This is a genomic window from Pseudomonas sp. WS 5412, assembly GCF_012985615.1.
Classification (GTDB): domain Bacteria; phylum Pseudomonadota; class Gammaproteobacteria; order Pseudomonadales; family Pseudomonadaceae; genus Aquipseudomonas; species Aquipseudomonas shahriarae.
This window is the reverse complement of the sequence record NZ_JAARMB010000013.1, coordinates 60,352-76,959: the sequence shown is the minus strand read 5'-3', so window position 1 is coordinate 76,959 and position 16,608 is coordinate 60,352. Positions and strand designations below refer to the sequence as shown.

The 16,608-nt window shown below is 59.6% G+C and carries 12 protein-coding genes; all 12 read right to left on the bottom strand.

The genetic code is table 11. The features are described from left to right. Positions 1-2: 2 nt before the first annotated feature. Complete coding sequence (locus tag HBR94_RS17700; RefSeq protein WP_057439891.1) at positions 3-1,634, bottom strand: CTP synthase; 1,632 nt, start codon at positions 1,632-1,634, stop codon at positions 3-5. Between the two features lie 273 nt (positions 1,635-1,907). Continuing rightward, positions 1,908-3,227, bottom strand: a complete 1,320-nt coding sequence (gene tilS / locus HBR94_RS17695; RefSeq protein WP_170045290.1) for a tRNA lysidine(34) synthetase TilS — start codon at positions 3,225-3,227, stop codon at positions 1,908-1,910. 159 nt (positions 3,228-3,386) lie between these two features. Beyond that, positions 3,387-4,334 (bottom strand): acetyl-CoA carboxylase carboxyltransferase subunit alpha, encoded by a 948-nt coding sequence (locus HBR94_RS17690; RefSeq protein ID WP_029297260.1) that lies wholly within the window; start codon positions 4,332-4,334, stop codon positions 3,387-3,389. 139 nt (positions 4,335-4,473) lie between these two features. Then, entirely contained in the window at positions 4,474-7,995 is a 3,522-nt protein-coding gene (gene dnaE / locus HBR94_RS17685; RefSeq protein WP_170045289.1) for a DNA polymerase III subunit alpha, read from the bottom strand. A gap of 77 nt (positions 7,996-8,072) precedes the next feature. Then, positions 8,073-8,705 (bottom strand): ribonuclease HII, encoded by a 633-nt coding sequence (gene rnhB, locus HBR94_RS17680; protein WP_057439893.1) that lies wholly within the window; start codon positions 8,703-8,705, stop codon positions 8,073-8,075. Continuing rightward, positions 8,702-9,841, bottom strand: a complete 1,140-nt coding sequence (gene lpxB, locus HBR94_RS17675; protein WP_170045288.1) for a lipid-A-disaccharide synthase — start codon at positions 9,839-9,841, stop codon at positions 8,702-8,704. Before lpxB ends, rnhB begins: the two co-directional genes overlap by 4 nt. 2 nt (positions 9,842-9,843) lie before the next feature. Next, positions 9,844-10,620 carry an acyl-ACP--UDP-N-acetylglucosamine O-acyltransferase gene (lpxA, locus tag HBR94_RS17670; protein ID WP_032858160.1) on the bottom strand — a complete coding sequence of 259 codons (777 nt, stop codon included), beginning with the start codon at positions 10,618-10,620 and terminating at the stop codon, positions 9,844-9,846. After that, a complete protein-coding gene (gene fabZ / locus HBR94_RS17665) occupies positions 10,617-11,057 on the bottom strand; it encodes a 3-hydroxyacyl-ACP dehydratase FabZ (RefSeq protein WP_029297270.1) in 441 nt (146 codons plus the stop codon). Before fabZ ends, lpxA begins: the two co-directional genes overlap by 4 nt. A 110-nt stretch (positions 11,058-11,167) precedes the next feature. Beyond that, positions 11,168-12,223 carry a UDP-3-O-(3-hydroxymyristoyl)glucosamine N-acyltransferase gene (lpxD, locus tag HBR94_RS17660; RefSeq protein ID WP_115127530.1) on the bottom strand — a complete coding sequence of 352 codons (1,056 nt, stop codon included), beginning with the start codon at positions 12,221-12,223 and terminating at the stop codon, positions 11,168-11,170. 3 nt (positions 12,224-12,226) lie between these two features. Continuing rightward, on the bottom strand, positions 12,227-12,730 hold the full coding sequence (locus HBR94_RS17655) for an OmpH family outer membrane protein (RefSeq protein WP_003219314.1): 504 nt from the start codon (positions 12,728-12,730) through the stop codon (positions 12,227-12,229). A gap of 45 nt (positions 12,731-12,775) precedes the next feature. After that, positions 12,776-15,163, bottom strand: coding sequence for an outer membrane protein assembly factor BamA (gene bamA / locus HBR94_RS17650; RefSeq protein WP_057958697.1), 2,388 nt, complete (start codon positions 15,161-15,163; stop codon positions 12,776-12,778). Between the two features lie 74 nt (positions 15,164-15,237). Continuing rightward, entirely contained in the window at positions 15,238-16,590 is a 1,353-nt protein-coding gene (gene rseP / locus HBR94_RS17645; protein WP_170045287.1) for a sigma E protease regulator RseP, read from the bottom strand. Between the last annotated feature and the right edge of the window lie 18 nt (positions 16,591-16,608).

Genomic DNA, 16,608 nt, shown 5'->3' with positions numbered 1-16,608 from the left:
GTTTACGCCTTCTTCTGATGTTGCGTCAGTGCTGCTTTAACGAAACCGCTGAACAACGGGTGACCGTCGCGCGGCGTCGAAGTGAACTCAGGGTGGAACTGGCAAGCGACGAACCATGGATGATCCGGGGCTTCGACCACTTCAACCAGCTTGCCATCACCGGAGCGACCGGAGATTTTCAGGCCAGCCGCTTTGATCTGCGGCAGCAGGTTGTTGTTCACTTCGTAACGGTGACGGTGACGCTCGACGATCACGTCCTTGCCGTAGCAGTCGTGCACCAGCGAGCCGGACTCCAGCAGGCAATCCTGTGCGCCAAGGCGCATGGTGCCGCCCAGGTCGGAGCTTTCGGTACGGGTTTCGACAGCGCCGGTGGCATCTTCCCACTCGGTGATCAGGCCCACGACCGGGTGGCCGCTGGTGTGATCGAACTCGGTGGAGTTGGCGTCTTTCCAGCCCAGCACGTTACGAGCGAACTCGATAACGGCCACTTGCATGCCCAGGCAGATACCCAGGTAAGGCACCTTGTTCTCACGAGCGTACTGCACGGCAGTGATCTTGCCTTCCACGCCACGCAGGCCGAAACCGCCTGGCACGAGGATCGCATCCACACCTTCGAGCAGCGCGGTGCCCTGGTTTTCGATGTCTTCGGAGTCGATGTAGCGCAGGTTGACCTTGGTACGGTTGCTGATGCCCGCGTGGCTCATCGCTTCGATCAGCGACTTGTACGCGTCCAGCAGCTCCATGTACTTGCCAACCATGGCGATGGTGACTTCGTGCTCAGGGTTGAGCTTGGCGTCAACCACCGCTTCCCACTCGGACAGGTCCGCGCCATTGCACTGCAGGCCGAAACGCTCGACCACAAAATCATCCAGGCCCTGGGAATGCAGGATGCCTGGGATCTTGTAGATGGTATCGGCGTCTTCCAGGGCAATCACCGCACGTTCTTCAACGTTGGTGAACTGGGCGATCTTGCGACGCGAGGAAATGTCGATCGGGTGATCGGAGCGGCATACCAGCACGTCCGGCTGCAGGCCGATGGAACGCAGTTCCTTGACCGAGTGCTGGGTAGGCTTGGTTTTGGTTTCGCCAGCGGTGGCGATGTACGGCACCAGGGTCAGGTGCATCAGCATCGCGCGCTTGGCGCCGACTTCGAAACGCAACTGGCGGATGGCTTCGAGGAACGGTTGGGATTCGATGTCACCCACGGTGCCACCGATCTCGACCATCGCCACGTCGGCATCGCCTGCACCCTTGATGATGCGGCGCTTGATTTCGTCGGTGATGTGCGGGATCACCTGGATGGTTGCACCCAGGTAGTCACCACGGCGCTCCTTGCGCAGCACGTGCTCGTAGACACGGCCGGTGGTGAAGTTGTTGTTCTGGGTCATGGTCGTGCGGATGAACCGCTCGTAGTGGCCCAGGTCCAGGTCGGTCTCGGCGCCGTCGTGGGTGACGAACACTTCACCGTGCTGGAACGGGCTCATGGTGCCCGGGTCGACGTTGATGTACGGGTCCAGCTTGAGCATGGTGACCTTAAGTCCCCGCGCCTCCAGGATGGCCGCCAACGAAGCGGAGGCAATGCCTTTCCCCAATGAAGAAACAACACCGCCCGTGACGAATATGTAGCGCGTCATGAAAAACCCTAGAAGTCTGCGTTAAAGCGGTCGGAGCCGCCGGGGAAAGCGAAGGAAGGCCGAAGCCCCCGATCACCTGCATTAATCACAGTGCACCTTTCAAAAAAACCGCCGCGTTGTGACAGACCAGCAATGGAACACCGGTACGTTGATCGCTACACATTTTTTGGAATCGCCCAGCAAAGACTGCTTGGTAATCGGCAACAACTGTGTTTCAGGAGAATCCACAGAAGTTGTATCAAGAAGGGAGCGTAGTCTACCGGAAAGGCGCTATCAGCTCAAACCTTGATCGCAGGTTGGTGGCGCCCAATGTAATTGCCAGTCATCCCCCTGCCCTGTCGAGGCCCCTGCCAGGTTGGCCACGGCCATCAGACGGCTACCCTGGTACAGCAGCGGCAATCTGCCACGGATAAAGCCCGGTACAGCCGTTTCGTTGAGCAGACGCTTGAGGTCGCGCCGGCCACGGCCGGGCACGTCCATGACTTCACCGCCCTGGCGGTAGCGGATGCTCAAAGGGCCTTCAGGGGCATGCCCGCTGAAATACAACTGCCCGTTGCCAGGTAACTGTAGTGGGTTTTGCGGGTGCGACCAGCTCAAAGGGCTGTCGGAAAACTCTGACCAATTGGTAGGTATCCACCAGATACGATCGTTGCAACGCTGCAATTGGCCGTCAGCCAAACGCCACACCGGCTGCGCGTCCTCCTTGGCATCGCGCAAGGCGCTCCAGCCAACCCAATGTTCGCTGTCGGGCATCGCCGTCAACGGCGCCAGCCAATAGCGCAGGACGTTGCGCTGCCGAGCGTCGGAAAGATCGCGCAGTGGCGCAAGTGCCAACGATGGCAGCGCCAGCCAGGGAAATGCCGACGGCAGTTGAGCGGCCTGCATATCCAGTTGCGCCAACTCATCGAGCAGCCCCTGGGCCTGCGCCAGATGCCCGGCAGTACGGGCCAGGCTATTCACGGCCTGGGGCCAGCGCGCCGTAAGTACGGGAAACACATGATGGCGCAGGTAATTCCGGGAAAAGCGTGGGTCGCCGTTGGAGGGATCTTCGATCCAGCTCAACTGCTGCTCGCGGGCGTAAGTTTCCAGTTCGGCTCGCGACACCTCCAGCAGCGGCCGCATCAGGTGCCCCCCACCCAAAGATCGCTGGGCGGGCATGCCGGTGAGGCCCCGCACTCCCGCGCCCCGCAGCAGGCGAAACAGCAAGGTCTCGGCCTGATCGTCACGGTGCTGGCCAGTGAGTAGCAACTCACCTGGGCCGATTGCCTCGGCGAACGCCTGGTAGCGCGCGTCACGGGCCGCACGCTCCAGGCTTGCACCCGATTGCACCTGCACACGCATGACCCGCAGCGGCACACCGGCGGCATCACAGACCGCCTGGCAATGGGCTGGCCACGCGTCGGCCGCAGCCTGGAGGCCGTGGTGAACATGGATAGCCTGCAGTGGCGGCAAGGGTTGGGTTTTTGCCAGGTCGGCAAGGAGGTGCAGCAGAACCGTGGAGTCGAGTCCGCCGGAGTAGGCGATCTGCCAGGCCGGGGCGTCGCGCCAGGGGGTCAGGGTTTGCAGGAGTTTGGCGGTTAGAGTTGATTTCATCGCACGTTACCGCCGCAAAACTGGAATACGTTAGCCAAGCAAACACAACGCCAATGTGGGAGCGGGCTTGCCCGCGACAGCGGTGTACCAGTCAACCCATCTGGCACTGACACATTGCTATCGCGGGCAAGCCCGCTCCCACAGGGGTAATGCAGTGGCTTAGAGACCGTAGCTCATCAGGCGCTCGTAACGACGGGCCAGCAGCGCCTCGTTGTCGAATTTCTTGAGCATGTCCAACTGCGCGCAGAGTTCGGCGCGGATGGTGGCCGATGCGGCCGCCGGGTCGCGGTGAGCGCCGCCCAGGGGTTCGGCAATCACTTTGTCGACGATACCCAGGCCTTTCAGGCGATCAGCGGTGATCCCCATGGCTTCGGCAGCATCCGGGGCCTTTTCTGCGGTTTTCCACAGGATCGAGGCGCAACCTTCCGGCGAGATCACCGCATAGGTGGAGTATTGCAGCATGTTCAGTTGGTCGCAGACGCCAATGGCCAGCGCACCACCGGAACCGCCTTCACCGATCACGGTAGCGATGATCGGGGTTTTCAGACGCGCCATCACGCGCAGGTTCCAGGCAATCGCTTCGCTCTGGTTGCGCTCTTCAGCATCGATGCCTGGGTAGGCGCCAGGGGTGTCGATAAAAGTCAGGATCGGCATTTTGAAACGTTCAGCCATTTCCATCAGGCGGCAGGCCTTGCGATAGCCTTCCGGACGCGGCATGCCGAAGTTGCGACGCACTTTCTCGCGCACTTCACGGCCTTTCTGGTGACCGATCACCATCACCGGCTGGTCATCCAGGCGGGCAATGCCGCCGACAATCGCCGCATCATCGGAGAAGTGGCGGTCGCCATGCAGCTCGTCGAATTCGGTGAAGATGTGGTCGATGTAGTCCAGGGTGTACGGACGGCGCGGGTGGCGGGCCAGGCGCGCGATCTGCCAGCTGGTCAGCTTGCCGAAGATGTCTTCGGTGAGCGTCTTGCTCTTGTCTTGCAGGCGGGAGATTTCATCGCCGATATTCAGCGAATTGTCATTGCCGACCAGGCGCAGCTCTTCGATCTTGGCTTGCAGGTCAGCGATCGGCTGTTCGAAATCAAGAAAATTCGGGTTCATAAGCGTCCGTCTTGGGTCGACGGCCAGGGAGTGCCTGGCCAGCCGGTTGTCTATTCGCGCCCTACCTTAAGGGAGAGGCGCGTCAAGGTCGAGATTAAATGTCGAGTCGAGGTCAGGGGTACAAGGGCAGCCCTGACCGTCAACGGTATTGAAGGAAGACGTTGTCACGCCCGAACTGGTCACGCAATGCTTGAATCAAGCCATCAGCCGGGTCAATTCGCCACGTCTCGCCAAACTGCAACATCGCCTTGGCATCGCTGCCGGTGTACTCCATGGTCACCGGGCACGCACCACGGTGACGTTTGAGCAGATCCCCCAGCCAGCGTAGCTGATCGCCCTTGAGCGCTTCGGTTTTCACCTTCAGGCGTAGGCTTTCGGCCAGGTTGGTGCGGGCATCTTCCATGCTCATTACGCGTTTGATCCGCAGGCGCAGGCCGCCGGAGAAGTCATCGTTGCTGACCTCGCCCTCCACCACCACCATCGCGTCGGTCTGCAACAGCGACTGCGCAGAATGGAACGCATCGGCAAACAGCGACGCTTCGATACGCCCGGAGCGGTCGTCGAGGGTGATGAAACCCATCTTGTCGCCCTTTTTGTTCTTCATCACCCGCAGGGCAATGATCATCCCGGCGACGGTCTGGGTATCACGCGCCGGTTTCAGGTCGATGATGCGCTGGCGGGCAAAACGCCGGATTTCGCCTTCATATTCGTCAATCGGGTGGCCGGTGAGGTACAGGCCCAGAGTGTCTTTTTCACCCTTGAGGCGTTCCTTGAGGGTCAGCTCCTTGGCCTTGCGGTGGTTAGCGTACACATCGGCATCTTCTTCGACGAACAACCCGCCAAACAGGTCGGCATGCCCACTGTCATGGGTGCGGGCGGTTTGTTCGGCGGCCTTGATCGCCTCTTCCATGGCGGCCAGCAGTACCGCACGGTTACGGTCGATATTGGCCTGGTAGGCCTTCGGCTCGTCATGGAAGTACGGACCAAGACGGTCAAGTGCGCCGCTGCGGATCAGGCCATCGAGGGTACGTTTGTTGATGCGCTTGAGGTCGACCCGGGCGCAGAAGTCGAACAGGTCCTTGAACGGACCGTCCTGGCGCGCCTCGGTAATCGCCTCAACCGGGCCTTCGCCCACGCCCTTGATCGCGCCCAGGCCATAGATGATGCGACCTTCGTCGTTCACCGTGAACTTGAACTCCGAGGCGTTCACGTCCGGCGCGTCGAGGCGCAGCTTCATGGTCCGCACTTCTTCGATCAAGGTCACGACCTTGTCGGTGTTGTGCATATCCGCCGACAGCACCGCCGCCATGAACGGCGCCGGGTAGTGGGCCTTCAGCCAGGCAGTCTGGTACGACACCAGGCCGTAGGCGGCGGAGTGGGATTTGTTAAAGCCATAACCGGCGAATTTTTCCACCAGGTCAAAGATGTTACCGGCCAGGTCAGCGTCGATATTGTTGGTGGCGCAACCCTCAATGAAGCCGCCGCGCTGCTTGGCCATTTCCTCGGGTTTTTTCTTACCCATGGCCCGGCGCAGCATGTCCGCACCGCCAAGGGTGTAGCCGGCCATGACCTGGGCGATCTGCATCACCTGTTCCTGATACAGGATGATGCCATAGGTCGGTGCCAGTACCGGCTTGAGGCCTTCGTACTGGTAGTCGGAGTGCGGGTAAGCCAGTTCGGCGCGCCCGTGCTTCCGGTTGATAAAGTCGTCCACCATGCCCGATTGCAGCGGGCCCGGACGGAACAGGGCCACCAGTGCGATCAAGTCTTCCAGGCAGTCGGGCTTGAGCTTTTTGATCAGCTCTTTCATGCCGCGGGATTCAAGCTGGAACACCGCAGTGGTTTCGGCTTTTTGCAGCAGCGCGTAGGTAGGTTTGTCGTCCAGTGGGATAAAAGCGATATCCAGCGGCGCTTCATCCACCTTGGCGCGTTCACGGTTGATGGTCTTGAGCGCCCAGTCGATGATCGTCAGGGTACGCAGGCCGAGGAAGTCGAACTTCACCAGGCCGGCCGCCTCCACGTCATCCTTGTCGAACTGGGTTACCAGGCCATCGCCTTCTTCGTCGCAATAGATCGGCGAAAAGTCTGTCAGCTTGGTCGGCGCGATTACCACGCCACCGGCGTGCTTACCAACGTTACGCACCACGCCTTCGAGCTTGCGCGCCATGTCCCAGATTTCGGCGGCTTCTTCATCGACCTTGATGAAGTCGCGCAGGATTTCTTCCTGCTCGTAGGCCTTTTCCAGGGTCATGCCGACTTCAAAGGGGATCATCTTCGACAGACGATCCGCCAGGCCGTAGGACTTGCCCTGCACCCGCGCCACGTCACGAATTACCGCCTTGGCCGCCATGGAACCAAAGGTGATGATCTGGCTTACAGCGTTACGGCCATATTTCTCGGCCACATATTCGATGACACGGTCGCGACCATCCATGCAGAAGTCGACGTCGAAGTCGGGCATCGATACCCGTTCCGGGTTCAGGAACCGTTCGAACAGCAGGTCATATTCCAGCGGGTCGAGGTCGGTGATCTTCTGCACATAAGCCACCAGAGAGCCGGCACCCGACCCCCGGCCAGGGCCCACCGGTACGCCGTTGCTTTTGGCCCACTGGATAAAGTCCATTACGATCAGGAAGTAACCCGGGAACCCCATCTGGATAATGATATCCAGCTCGAAGTTCAGCCGGTCGACATACACCTGGCGCTTGGCCTCGTAGTCTTCGGTGGTGTCCTTGGGCAGCAGGACGGAAAGACGCTCTTCCAGACCATCGAACGACACCTTGCGGAAATACTCGTCGATGGTCATGCCATCGGGAATCGGGAAGTTGGGCAAAAAGTGTTTGCCCAGCTTCACTTCGATATTGCAGCGCTTGGCAATTTCGACGGAGTTTTCCAGGGCCTCGGGCAAGTCGCTGAACAGCTCAGCCATTTCCTCGGCGCTTTTGAGGTACTGCTCTTCGCTGTAGTTCTTCGAGCGACGCGGATCGTCCAGCGCCCGGCCTTCGCCGATACACACGCGGGTTTCGTGGGCCTCGAAGTCTTCCTTCTTGATAAAACGCACATCGTTGGTGGCGACCAGCGGCGCACCCAGCTTTTCGGCCAGGGCCACGGCAGCGTGCAGGTGCTCTTCGTCGTTGGGGCGATTGGTGCGCTGAACTTCCAGGTAGAAGCGGTCAGGGAACACCGCCATCCACTCCCGGGCGAGCACTTCTGCCTCCTGGGGATTGCCGCCCAGCAAGGCGAGGCCGACCTCCCCTTCCTTGGCAGCCGACAGCATAATCAGCCCTTCGCTGGCCTCGGCCACCCATTCGCGCTCGATGATGATCGAGCCGTTGCGCTGGCCGTCGATAAAACCGCGGGAAATCAGTTCAGTCAGGTTGCGATAACCCACGCCGTTCATCGCCAACAGGCTGATGCGACTCAAGGCGTTATCGGGGTCTTTGTTGGACAGCCACAAGTCGGCGCCGCAGATCGGCTTGATGCCGGCGCCCATGGCGCTCTTGTAGAACTTGACCAGGGAGCACATGTTGTTCTGGTCGGTCACCGCCACGGCCGGCATATTCATGCCCACCAGGGTTTTGACCAGCGGTTTGATCCGTACCAGGCCGTCGACCAGGGAGTATTCAGTGTGCAGGCGCAGGTGAACGAATGAAGCCGGCATAGTGATCCTGTCTAGATACGTGTGAAAACAACAAGGCCCGGATTGTACCGGGCCTTGAGTAAAACATCAGCCTGCGCCTAAAGCTCGACCAGGCTTTCGCGCACCTCATAAGCCTGGCGTACCGGGGCAAACGAGCGGCGGTGGATCGGCGTCGGGCCCAATCGAGCCAGGGCTTCCAGATGAACGGGCGTCGGGTAGCCTTTATGGCCGCCTATGCCGTAGCCCGGATAGATCAATTCGAACGCCGCCATCTCACGGTCACGACTGACCTTGGCCAGGATGGAGGCGGCGGCAATTGCCGGCACCTTACTATCACCCTTGACCACCGCCTCGGCCGGCATCGCCAGCTTCGGGCAGCGATTGCCGTCGATCATCGCCAGCTTGGGGGTAATGTGTAGGCCCTCGACGGCGCGCTGCATGGCCAGCATCGTGGCATGCAGGATGTTCAGTTCGTCGATTTCTTCGACTTCGGCCCGGGCGATATGCCAGCTGAGGGCTTTTTCGCAAATTTCATCAAAAAGCTTTTCACGACGGGCTTCGGTGAGCTTCTTCGAGTCGTTGAGACCGAGGATCGGACGATTCGGATCAAGAATCACCGCCGCCGTGACCACCGCGCCGCACAACGGGCCGCGCCCTACTTCATCGACACCGGCGACCAGTTCGTGGGTTTGGGCGACCAGGCTGAAATCCAGGCCCATTTGCGTCTTCATAGGGTTTCCTGCTGGAGGCCGATCAAGGTCAATACGGCGTCTGCGGCCTGGTTCGACGCGTCACGGCGCAAGGTACGGTGAATTTCGTCAAAGCCGCGGGTCTGCTCTTCGCCACCGTCGATCAACGGCAGAATGTTCTGGGCCAAGGCCTCGGGGGTAGCAGCGTCCTGCAGCAACTCCGGCACCAACAACCGCTGGGCCAGCAGGTTGGGCAAGGAGATGTACGGGCTTTTGACCATGCGCTTGAGAATCCAGTAGGTCAGCGGCGCCAGGCGATAGGCCACAACCATCGGCCGCTTGTAGAGCAAAGCCTCCAGCGTGGCGGTACCGGAGGCGATCAACACCGCATCACAGGCCGCCAGGGCCAGGTGCGAACCACCGTCGAGCAGGGTCAACGGCAGGTCACGTCCTACCAGCAAGGCCTCGATCTGTGCACGCCGTTGCGGGCTCGCACACGGCAGTACAAACCGCACCCCGGGCTTCAAGGCCAGCAGACGCTCGGCCGCATCGAAAAACAGTGCGCCCAGGCGCCCGACTTCACCACCACGGCTACCGGGCATCAACGCCACCAGCGGCCCGTCGGGCAGGCCCAACTCGGCGCGGGCGGCGGCGCGATCAGCCTGCAGCGGGATGGTATCGGCAAGAGTGTGGCCGACAAACCTGACCGGCACGCCCTTCTCTTCGTAGAACCGCGCCTCGAAAGGCAGCAGGGTCAGCATCAGGTCGCAGCCTTCGCGGATCTTCAGCACACGCTTCTGCCGCCACGCCCATACGGACGGGCTGACGTAATGCACGGTCTTGATCCCGGCCTGACGCAGTTTGAGTTCGATATTGAGGGTGAAGTCCGGTGCGTCGATACCGATAAAGACGTCCGGTTTTTCTGCGATCAGGGTCTGGATCAGCTGTTTGCGCCGAGCCAGCAGCTCGCGCAGGCGCCCCAGCACTTCCACCAGCCCCATGACCGACAAACGCTCCATGGGAAAGTAGGAAGTCAGGCCTTCGGCCTGCATCAGCGGGCCGCCGACCCCAATGAATTCAACGGCTGGATGCTGCGCCTTGATGGCGCGCATCAGGCCAGCGCCGAGGATATCGCCGGAAGCTTCTCCGGCCACCAATGCAATACGCAGCGTGGCCATGATCAGCGGGTGATGCCGCGAGTCGATGCCTGGATCGAATCGCGGAAGATGGCAACTTCTGGAAACAGCGCCGCCGGCTCGGCCAGCTCGGCCAGCGCCTGGTCAACCGTCAGCCCCTGGCGATACACAACTTTATAAGCGCGGCGCAGGGCGTGGATGGCATCTTCGCTGAAACCACGTCGGCGCATGCCTTCGAAGTTCATGCTGCGGGCTTCGGCAGGGTTGCCAAAAACCGTGACGAACGCCGGTACATCCTTGCCAATAGCGGTACCCATGCCGGAAAAGCTATGGGCACCAATATGACAGTACTGATGCACCAGGGTGAAACCGGAAAGAATCGCCCAGTCGTCAACGTGCACATGGCCGGCCAGCGCAGTGTTATTGACGAGGATGCAGTGGTTGCCGATCACACTGTCGTGACCGATATGGGCGTAGGCCATCACCAGATTGTGATCACCCAGGGTCGTTTCCGCCCGATCCTGCACTGTGCCACGATGAATGGTCACGCCTTCACGAATGATGTTGTGATCACCGATTACCAGGCGGGTTTCCTCACCCTTGTACTTCATGTCCGGCGTATCTTCGCCTACCGAGGAGAACTGGTAGATGCGGTTGTGTTTGCCAATGCGGGTCGGACCCTTGAGGATCACGTGCGGCCCGATGACAGTCCCCTCGCCGATTTCCACACCTGCGCCGATGATCGACCAGGGGCCGACCTCAACGTCGGCGGCCAGCACGGCCGTCGGATCGATGATTGCGCGAGGGTCAATCAAACTCATAGTTTGCGTTCCGCACAGATGATTTCGGCGGAACACACAGGCTTGCCGTCAACGGAGGCCTGGCATTCGAATTTCCAGATCTGGCGCTTGCAGCTCACGAACTTGGCTTCCAGGATCAACTGGTCACCTGGGGTGACCGGGTTGCGGAAGCGCAGCTTGTCGGAGCCCACGAAATAGTAAAGCGTGCCATCGGCAGGCTTGAGGTCGAGCATTTTAAAACCGAGGATACCAGCGGCCTGGGCCATTGCCTCAATGATCAACACGCCCGGCATGATCGGATGCGCGGGAAAGTGACCGTTGAAGAATGGTTCGTTGATGCTGACATTCTTGTAGGCACGAATGCGCTTTTCCTCAACATTCAGTTCCACTACACGGTCCACCAGCAGGAACGGGTAACGGTGAGGCAGGTATTCGCGAATCTCGTTGATGTCCATCATTTCGGGGGGAAGCCTGTAATAAAGATTGGGAGCGCGCGGACTAAGGCACGCCCCTCTAGCAAATCAAGAAGGCAGTCTAGCTGCTGTGCACACTTGATATGGAAATGGTATCAGCCATCTGATGAAACATTACTGCCAGGGGTCACGTCCCCAACACGCTTTTCCAGATGTTTCAGGCGCCGCGCCATGTCGTCGAGCTGCCTTAAACGGGCCGCGCTCTTGCGCCACTCGGCCGCGGGTTGCATCGCTGTACCGGAAGAGTAGGCCCCTGGCTCGGTAATCGAGTGGGTCACCATGGTCATGCCAGTAATGAATACGTTGTCGCAGATTTCAATATGGCCCACCAAGCCGACACCGCCGGCCAGCATGCAATGCTTGCCGATCTTGGTGCTGCCAGAGATGCCGACACACGCGGCCATGGCCGTGTGATCGCCAATCTGTACGTTGTGGGCGATCTGGATCTGGTTGTCCAGCTTCACACCATTGCCAATCACGGTATCGGCCAGGGCCCCGCGATCGACGGCAGTGTTGACGCCAATCTCCACATCATCACCGATCAGCACACCGCCGACCTGGGCGATCTTCTGCCAGATGCCCTTCTCGTTGGCGAAGCCAAAGCCTTCGCCGCCGATCACGGCACCCGACTGAATCACCACTCGCTGCCCGATACGCACATCGTGGTACAGGGTCACGCGCGGCGCGAGCCAGCCACCTGCACCGATTTCACTGCGGGCACCGATAAAGCAATGGGCTCCGACAGTCACACCGGCGCCAATGCGCGCACCACTCTCGATCACCACAAAAGCCCCGATGCTCGCCGCAGGATCTACCTGAGCATCATCGGCGATGACAGCAGAAGGATGGATACCAGGAGCCGCTTTGGGTTTCGGATCGAACAGGTGCGACACCCGCGCGTAAGCCGCGTAAGGGTCAGCCACCACCAGCGCATCCCCGGCAAACGTCTCGGCGTCAGCGGCCTTCAGCAATACAGCTGCAGCCTGGCTGTCGCCCAGGTATTTACGGTATTGGGGATTTGCGAGGAAGCTCAACTGAGCTGGGCCAGCCTCCTGCAAGGTGGCTAGCCCAGTGATTTCCTTCTCCGGGGAGCCACGCAAGGTAGCCCCCAGGAACTCGGCCAATTGACCGAGTTTGATAGTCGCGGTCATGGCTTACTTCAGCTGGTTCATGCGCTCGATCACCTGGCGGGTGATGTCGTATTGAGGCTTGACGTCAATCACGGCGCCACGCTCGAAGACCAGGTCAAAGGCACCTTTCTTGATGACTTCTTCCACGGCGCTGTCGAGTTTTGGCTTCAGTTGCTTGAGCATTTCACGGTCAGCAACAGCCTTGGCTTCGTTCAGCTCCTTGGACTGGAACTGATAGTCACGGGCCTTTTGCTTGAACTCAAGCTCCAGACGCTCGCGCTCGCCTTGCTGCATTTTATCGCCACCGGCGACCAGACGATCCTGGATGCCCTTGGCGCTGCTTTCCAGGGTCTTGAGCTTGGTCAGTTGCGGACCAAATTTCTTCTCGGCATCCACGGCGTACTTCTTGGCCGCATCGGATTCCAGCAGAGCCATCTGATAGTTCAGGACGGCGATTTTCATTTCGGCAAACGCCGGGGTCGCTACCAGCACAGTTGCCAGAAGAACCAATTGAGTCAACTTACGCACGATGCACTCCTACAGAATCCGTTGTCGTTATCTTGGGTCGGACGCTTAGAACGTCTGGCCGAGGGAAAATTGGAAAATCTGGGTTTCAGCGTTATCCGGTTTCTTGACTGGCATCGCCAAGGCGAAGCTCAGCGGACCCAGGGCAGTAATCCAGGTCACACCCACACCCACGGAACTGGCCAGATTGCTCAAGCTGACGTCGTTGCACTGGGTGTTGGACTTCAAGCCGCTTGGGTTACGGATCTGCTCGCACTTGGAGTCGAATACGTTACCCACATCCCAGAAGACCGAGGTCCGCAGGGAACGCTGGTCCTTGACGAACGGCAGCGGGAACAGAATTTCAGCACCACCTTGAATCAGCACGTTACCACCGAATGGCAGCGGATCATTGTCCGAGTCACGCACGGTGCCGACGTTACCGGTTTCGGCAACACCACGGCTTGGCGTACCACGTGGACCCAGGGTGCTGTCCTTGAAGCCACGTACCGAGTTGAAACCACCGGCGTAGTAGTTCTCGTAGAACGGCAGGCCATCGGTCGAACCGTAGCCATCACCATAGCCCAATTCCGTGTGCAGGCGCATGGTGTAGTTATCGCTCAACGGCGTGAACAACTGGCCACGGTAGTCGAGTTTGAAGAACGACAGGTCGCTACCTGGGGTGGTGGCTTCCAGGGTCAGGCTCTGGGAATGACCACGGGTCGCCAGCACGCCTTTGTTCAGGGTGGACTCGGACCAACCGGCCGAGGCCTTGAAGTTGAGGAACTTGTCACCTTCACGACGGGTGAAGTCGAAGATCTCGTCCACGGTGTAGACACCGGTCTTGATCTCATCCTGCTGCGCGGTCAGGCCGAAGGTCAGACGCGAAGTCTCACTGATCGGGTAGCCCACGTTGACACCGGCACCCAGGCTGTCGATCGCATAGCTTGCAACGTCGACGTCGAGGTCTTTGTAGTCGGTGGTGCGGTAGAAAGCGTTGTAGCCCAGGCTCACACCATCAGCAGTCCAGTAGGGGTCCACATAACCGAAGTTGTAGCGGCTCTGGTATTCACTGCGGGTCAGGCCGATGGAAACCTTGTTACCAGTACCCAGGAAGTTGTTCTGGGTGATCGAGCCACCAAGGATCAGGCCGGCACTCTGTGCAAAACCGACACTGGCGGTGATCGAGCCGGAGGCTTGTTCTTCCACGGCGTAGTTCACGTCGACCTGGTCATCCACACCCGGTACGGCTGGGGTTTCGACGTTGACTTCCTTGAAGAAGCCCAGGCGCTCAAGACGGGTCTTGGACTGGTCGATCAGGTAGGTCGAAGCCCAGCCACCTTCCATCTGACGCATTTCACGACGCAGCACTTCGTCCTCGGACTTGGTGTTGCCACGGAAGTTGATGCGGTTGACGTAGGCACGCTTGCCTGGATCGACGACAAAGGTGATGTCCACAGTGTGGTCATCATCGTGCGGGGTCGGCACGCCGTTGACGTTGGCGAAGGTATAGCCTTCGTTACCCAGGCGACGGGTGATCAGCTCGGAAGTCGTGGTCATCAGCTTGCGCGAGAACACCTGGTCCTTCTGGACCAGCAGCAGGGACTTGACCTGGTCTTCAGGCACTTTCAGGTCGCCGCTGAGCTTCACGTCACGAACGCGGTACTTCTCGCCTTCGTTGACGTTGACGGTGATGTACACGTGTTTCTTGTCCGGGGTGATGGACACCTGGGTCGAAGCGATATCCATGTTGATATAGCCACGGTCCAGGTAGTAGGAACGCAGGCGCTCCAGGTCACCGGAGAGTTTTTCACGGGCGTACTTGTCGTCGTTCTTGAAGAACGACAGCCAGTTAGTGGTCTTGAGTTCGAATAGGTCGATCAGGTCGTCGTCGGCGAACTTGGTGTTACCCACCACGTTGATGTGCTGGATCGCCGCCACAGTGCCTTCGTTGATGTTGACCTTCAGGCCGACACGGTTGCGCGGCTGCGGCACCACTTCGGTTTCCACGGAAGCGGAGTAACGGCCCTGGGCAACGTATTGACGTTGCAGCTCGTTACGCACGCCTTCGAGGGTGGCACGCTGGAAGATCTCGCCTTCGGCCAGGCCGGACTGTTTGAGACCCTTCATCAAGTCTTCAGTGGAGATCGCCTTGTTGCCTTCGATCTCGATACTGGCGACAGAAGGCCGCTCGACGACAGTGATGACCAGGACGTTGCCTTCACGACCCAGTTGGATATCTTGAAAGAAGCCGGTTTTGAACAGCGCACGAGTGGATTCCACCAGGCGACGGTCGTCAGCCTGTTCCCCAACGTTCAACGGCAAGGCGCCAAAGACGCTACCCGCGGAAACCCGCTGGAGGCCGTTGACGCGAATATCGGAGATGGTGAAGGACTCGGCGTGAACTTCGGCGATCATCAATACGGTGAGAACCGCAGTTAGCAGCAGACGTTTCATGAAGTCCTTTCTTATTCCAACTGGCAATAAACAAACTGCCGCAAAATGCGGCAGATTCGCAATTCAGCGAAGCGTTACAGACGTCCCAGATCGTTGACCAAGGCTAACAACATCACCCCGACCACCAAACTGATACCGATCTGTATCCCCCAACCCTGCACCCGATCCGACAAGGGGCGACCACGCACCCACTCGACGAGATAAAACAACAGATGCCCCCCATCCAATACTGGAATGGGCAACAAATTCAGAACTCCTAGGCTAATACTCAGATAAGCCAGGAAATTCAGGAAATCAGCAACGCCCGACTGGGCAGAAGCGCCCGCCACTTTAGCAATGGTTATCGGTCCACTCAAGTTTTTTACCGAGAGCTCGCCGAACAACATTTTCTTCAGCGAATCGAGGGTCAGCACACTCATGGTCCAAGTGCGTCTTGCACCTTCGCCAATTGCAGCCAACGGCCCGAAGCTGACCTCCCGCACCATCGATGGCGGCCATTCGACACCTTTGACCCCGGCACCCAGGTATCCGCCGGCTGCCTTGGCCTCTCCACGCACCGCGAGGGTAACAGGGACGTCGATTTGAGCACCGTCGCGCTCAACTTTCAGCACAATTTTCGTATCAGGACGTACACGAACCAGATCGACCACTTGCTGCCAGTCACCTAGCACCTGACCATCCAGGGCCAGCAAACGATCACCGGTCTTCAGGCCGGCCGCCTGGGCCGGCCCCTTCGGATCGAGCTCAGCCAACACCGGCGGCAGTGCCGGGCGCCATGGCCGAATGCCGAGGGACTTGATCGGATCAGGCTCATCAGCGCCCTTGAGCCACTTGTCCAGGACCAGCTCGCGCGGTGTCTCGGCCGTGGAGTCCTGCTCGCGCACTACCAGTTGTACGGTGCCGCTCTCACCCAGGCGGCGAACCAACTGCAGATTGACCGCCCCCCAGCCTGTAGTAGGCTCGCCATCAATAGCAACAATTTCCTGCCCGGCGCTCAAACCGGCCTTGGCGGCGATGCTGCCCGCCTCCACCGCACCGATGACCGGCCGCACTTGCTGGCTGCCCAGCATTGCCAGGCCCCAGAAGAACACCATGGCCAGCAGGAAGTTGGCGATCGGGCCGGCAGCCACGATAGCGATCCGCTGACGAACGGTCTTGCGATTGAAAGATTGATCCAACTGATCAGCCGGCACTTCGCCTTCGCGCTCGTCGAGCATCTTGACGTAGCCGCCCAGGGGAATGGCAGCAATCACGAATTCGGTGCCCTTGCGGTCGTGCCAGCGCAGCAGCGGCATGCCAAAACCCACGGAAAAGCGCAGGACTTTGACGCCACAACGGCGCGCCACCCAGAAATGACCGAATTCGTGGAAAGTGACCAGCACACCCAGAGCAACCAGGGTGCCGATAATCATGTAGAGCGCACTCATCTAATCTCTCCGCATTCC

Coding starts and splice junctions, on each gene's coding strand:
- HBR94_RS17700 (WP_057439891.1), bottom strand. CDS start 1,634: ATGACGCGCTACATATTCGTCACGGGCGGTGTTGTTTCTTCATTGGGG.
- tilS (WP_170045290.1), bottom strand. CDS start 3,227: ATGAAATCAACTCTAACCGCCAAACTCCTGCAAACCCTGACCCCCTGG.
- HBR94_RS17690 (WP_029297260.1), bottom strand. CDS start 4,334: ATGAACCCGAATTTTCTTGATTTCGAACAGCCGATCGCTGACCTGCAA.
- dnaE (WP_170045289.1), bottom strand. CDS start 7,995: ATGCCGGCTTCATTCGTTCACCTGCGCCTGCACACTGAATACTCCCTG.
- rnhB (WP_057439893.1), bottom strand. CDS start 8,705: ATGAAGACGCAAATGGGCCTGGATTTCAGCCTGGTCGCCCAAACCCAC.
- lpxB (WP_170045288.1), bottom strand. CDS start 9,841: ATGGCCACGCTGCGTATTGCATTGGTGGCCGGAGAAGCTTCCGGCGAT.
- lpxA (WP_032858160.1), bottom strand. CDS start 10,620: ATGAGTTTGATTGACCCTCGCGCAATCATCGATCCGACGGCCGTGCTG.
- fabZ (WP_029297270.1), bottom strand. CDS start 11,057: ATGATGGACATCAACGAGATTCGCGAATACCTGCCTCACCGTTACCCG.
- lpxD (WP_115127530.1), bottom strand. CDS start 12,223: ATGACCGCGACTATCAAACTCGGTCAATTGGCCGAGTTCCTGGGGGCT.
- bamA (WP_057958697.1), bottom strand. CDS start 15,163: ATGAAACGTCTGCTGCTAACTGCGGTTCTCACCGTATTGATGATCGCC.
- rseP (WP_170045287.1), bottom strand. CDS start 16,590: ATGAGTGCGCTCTACATGATTATCGGCACCCTGGTTGCTCTGGGTGTG.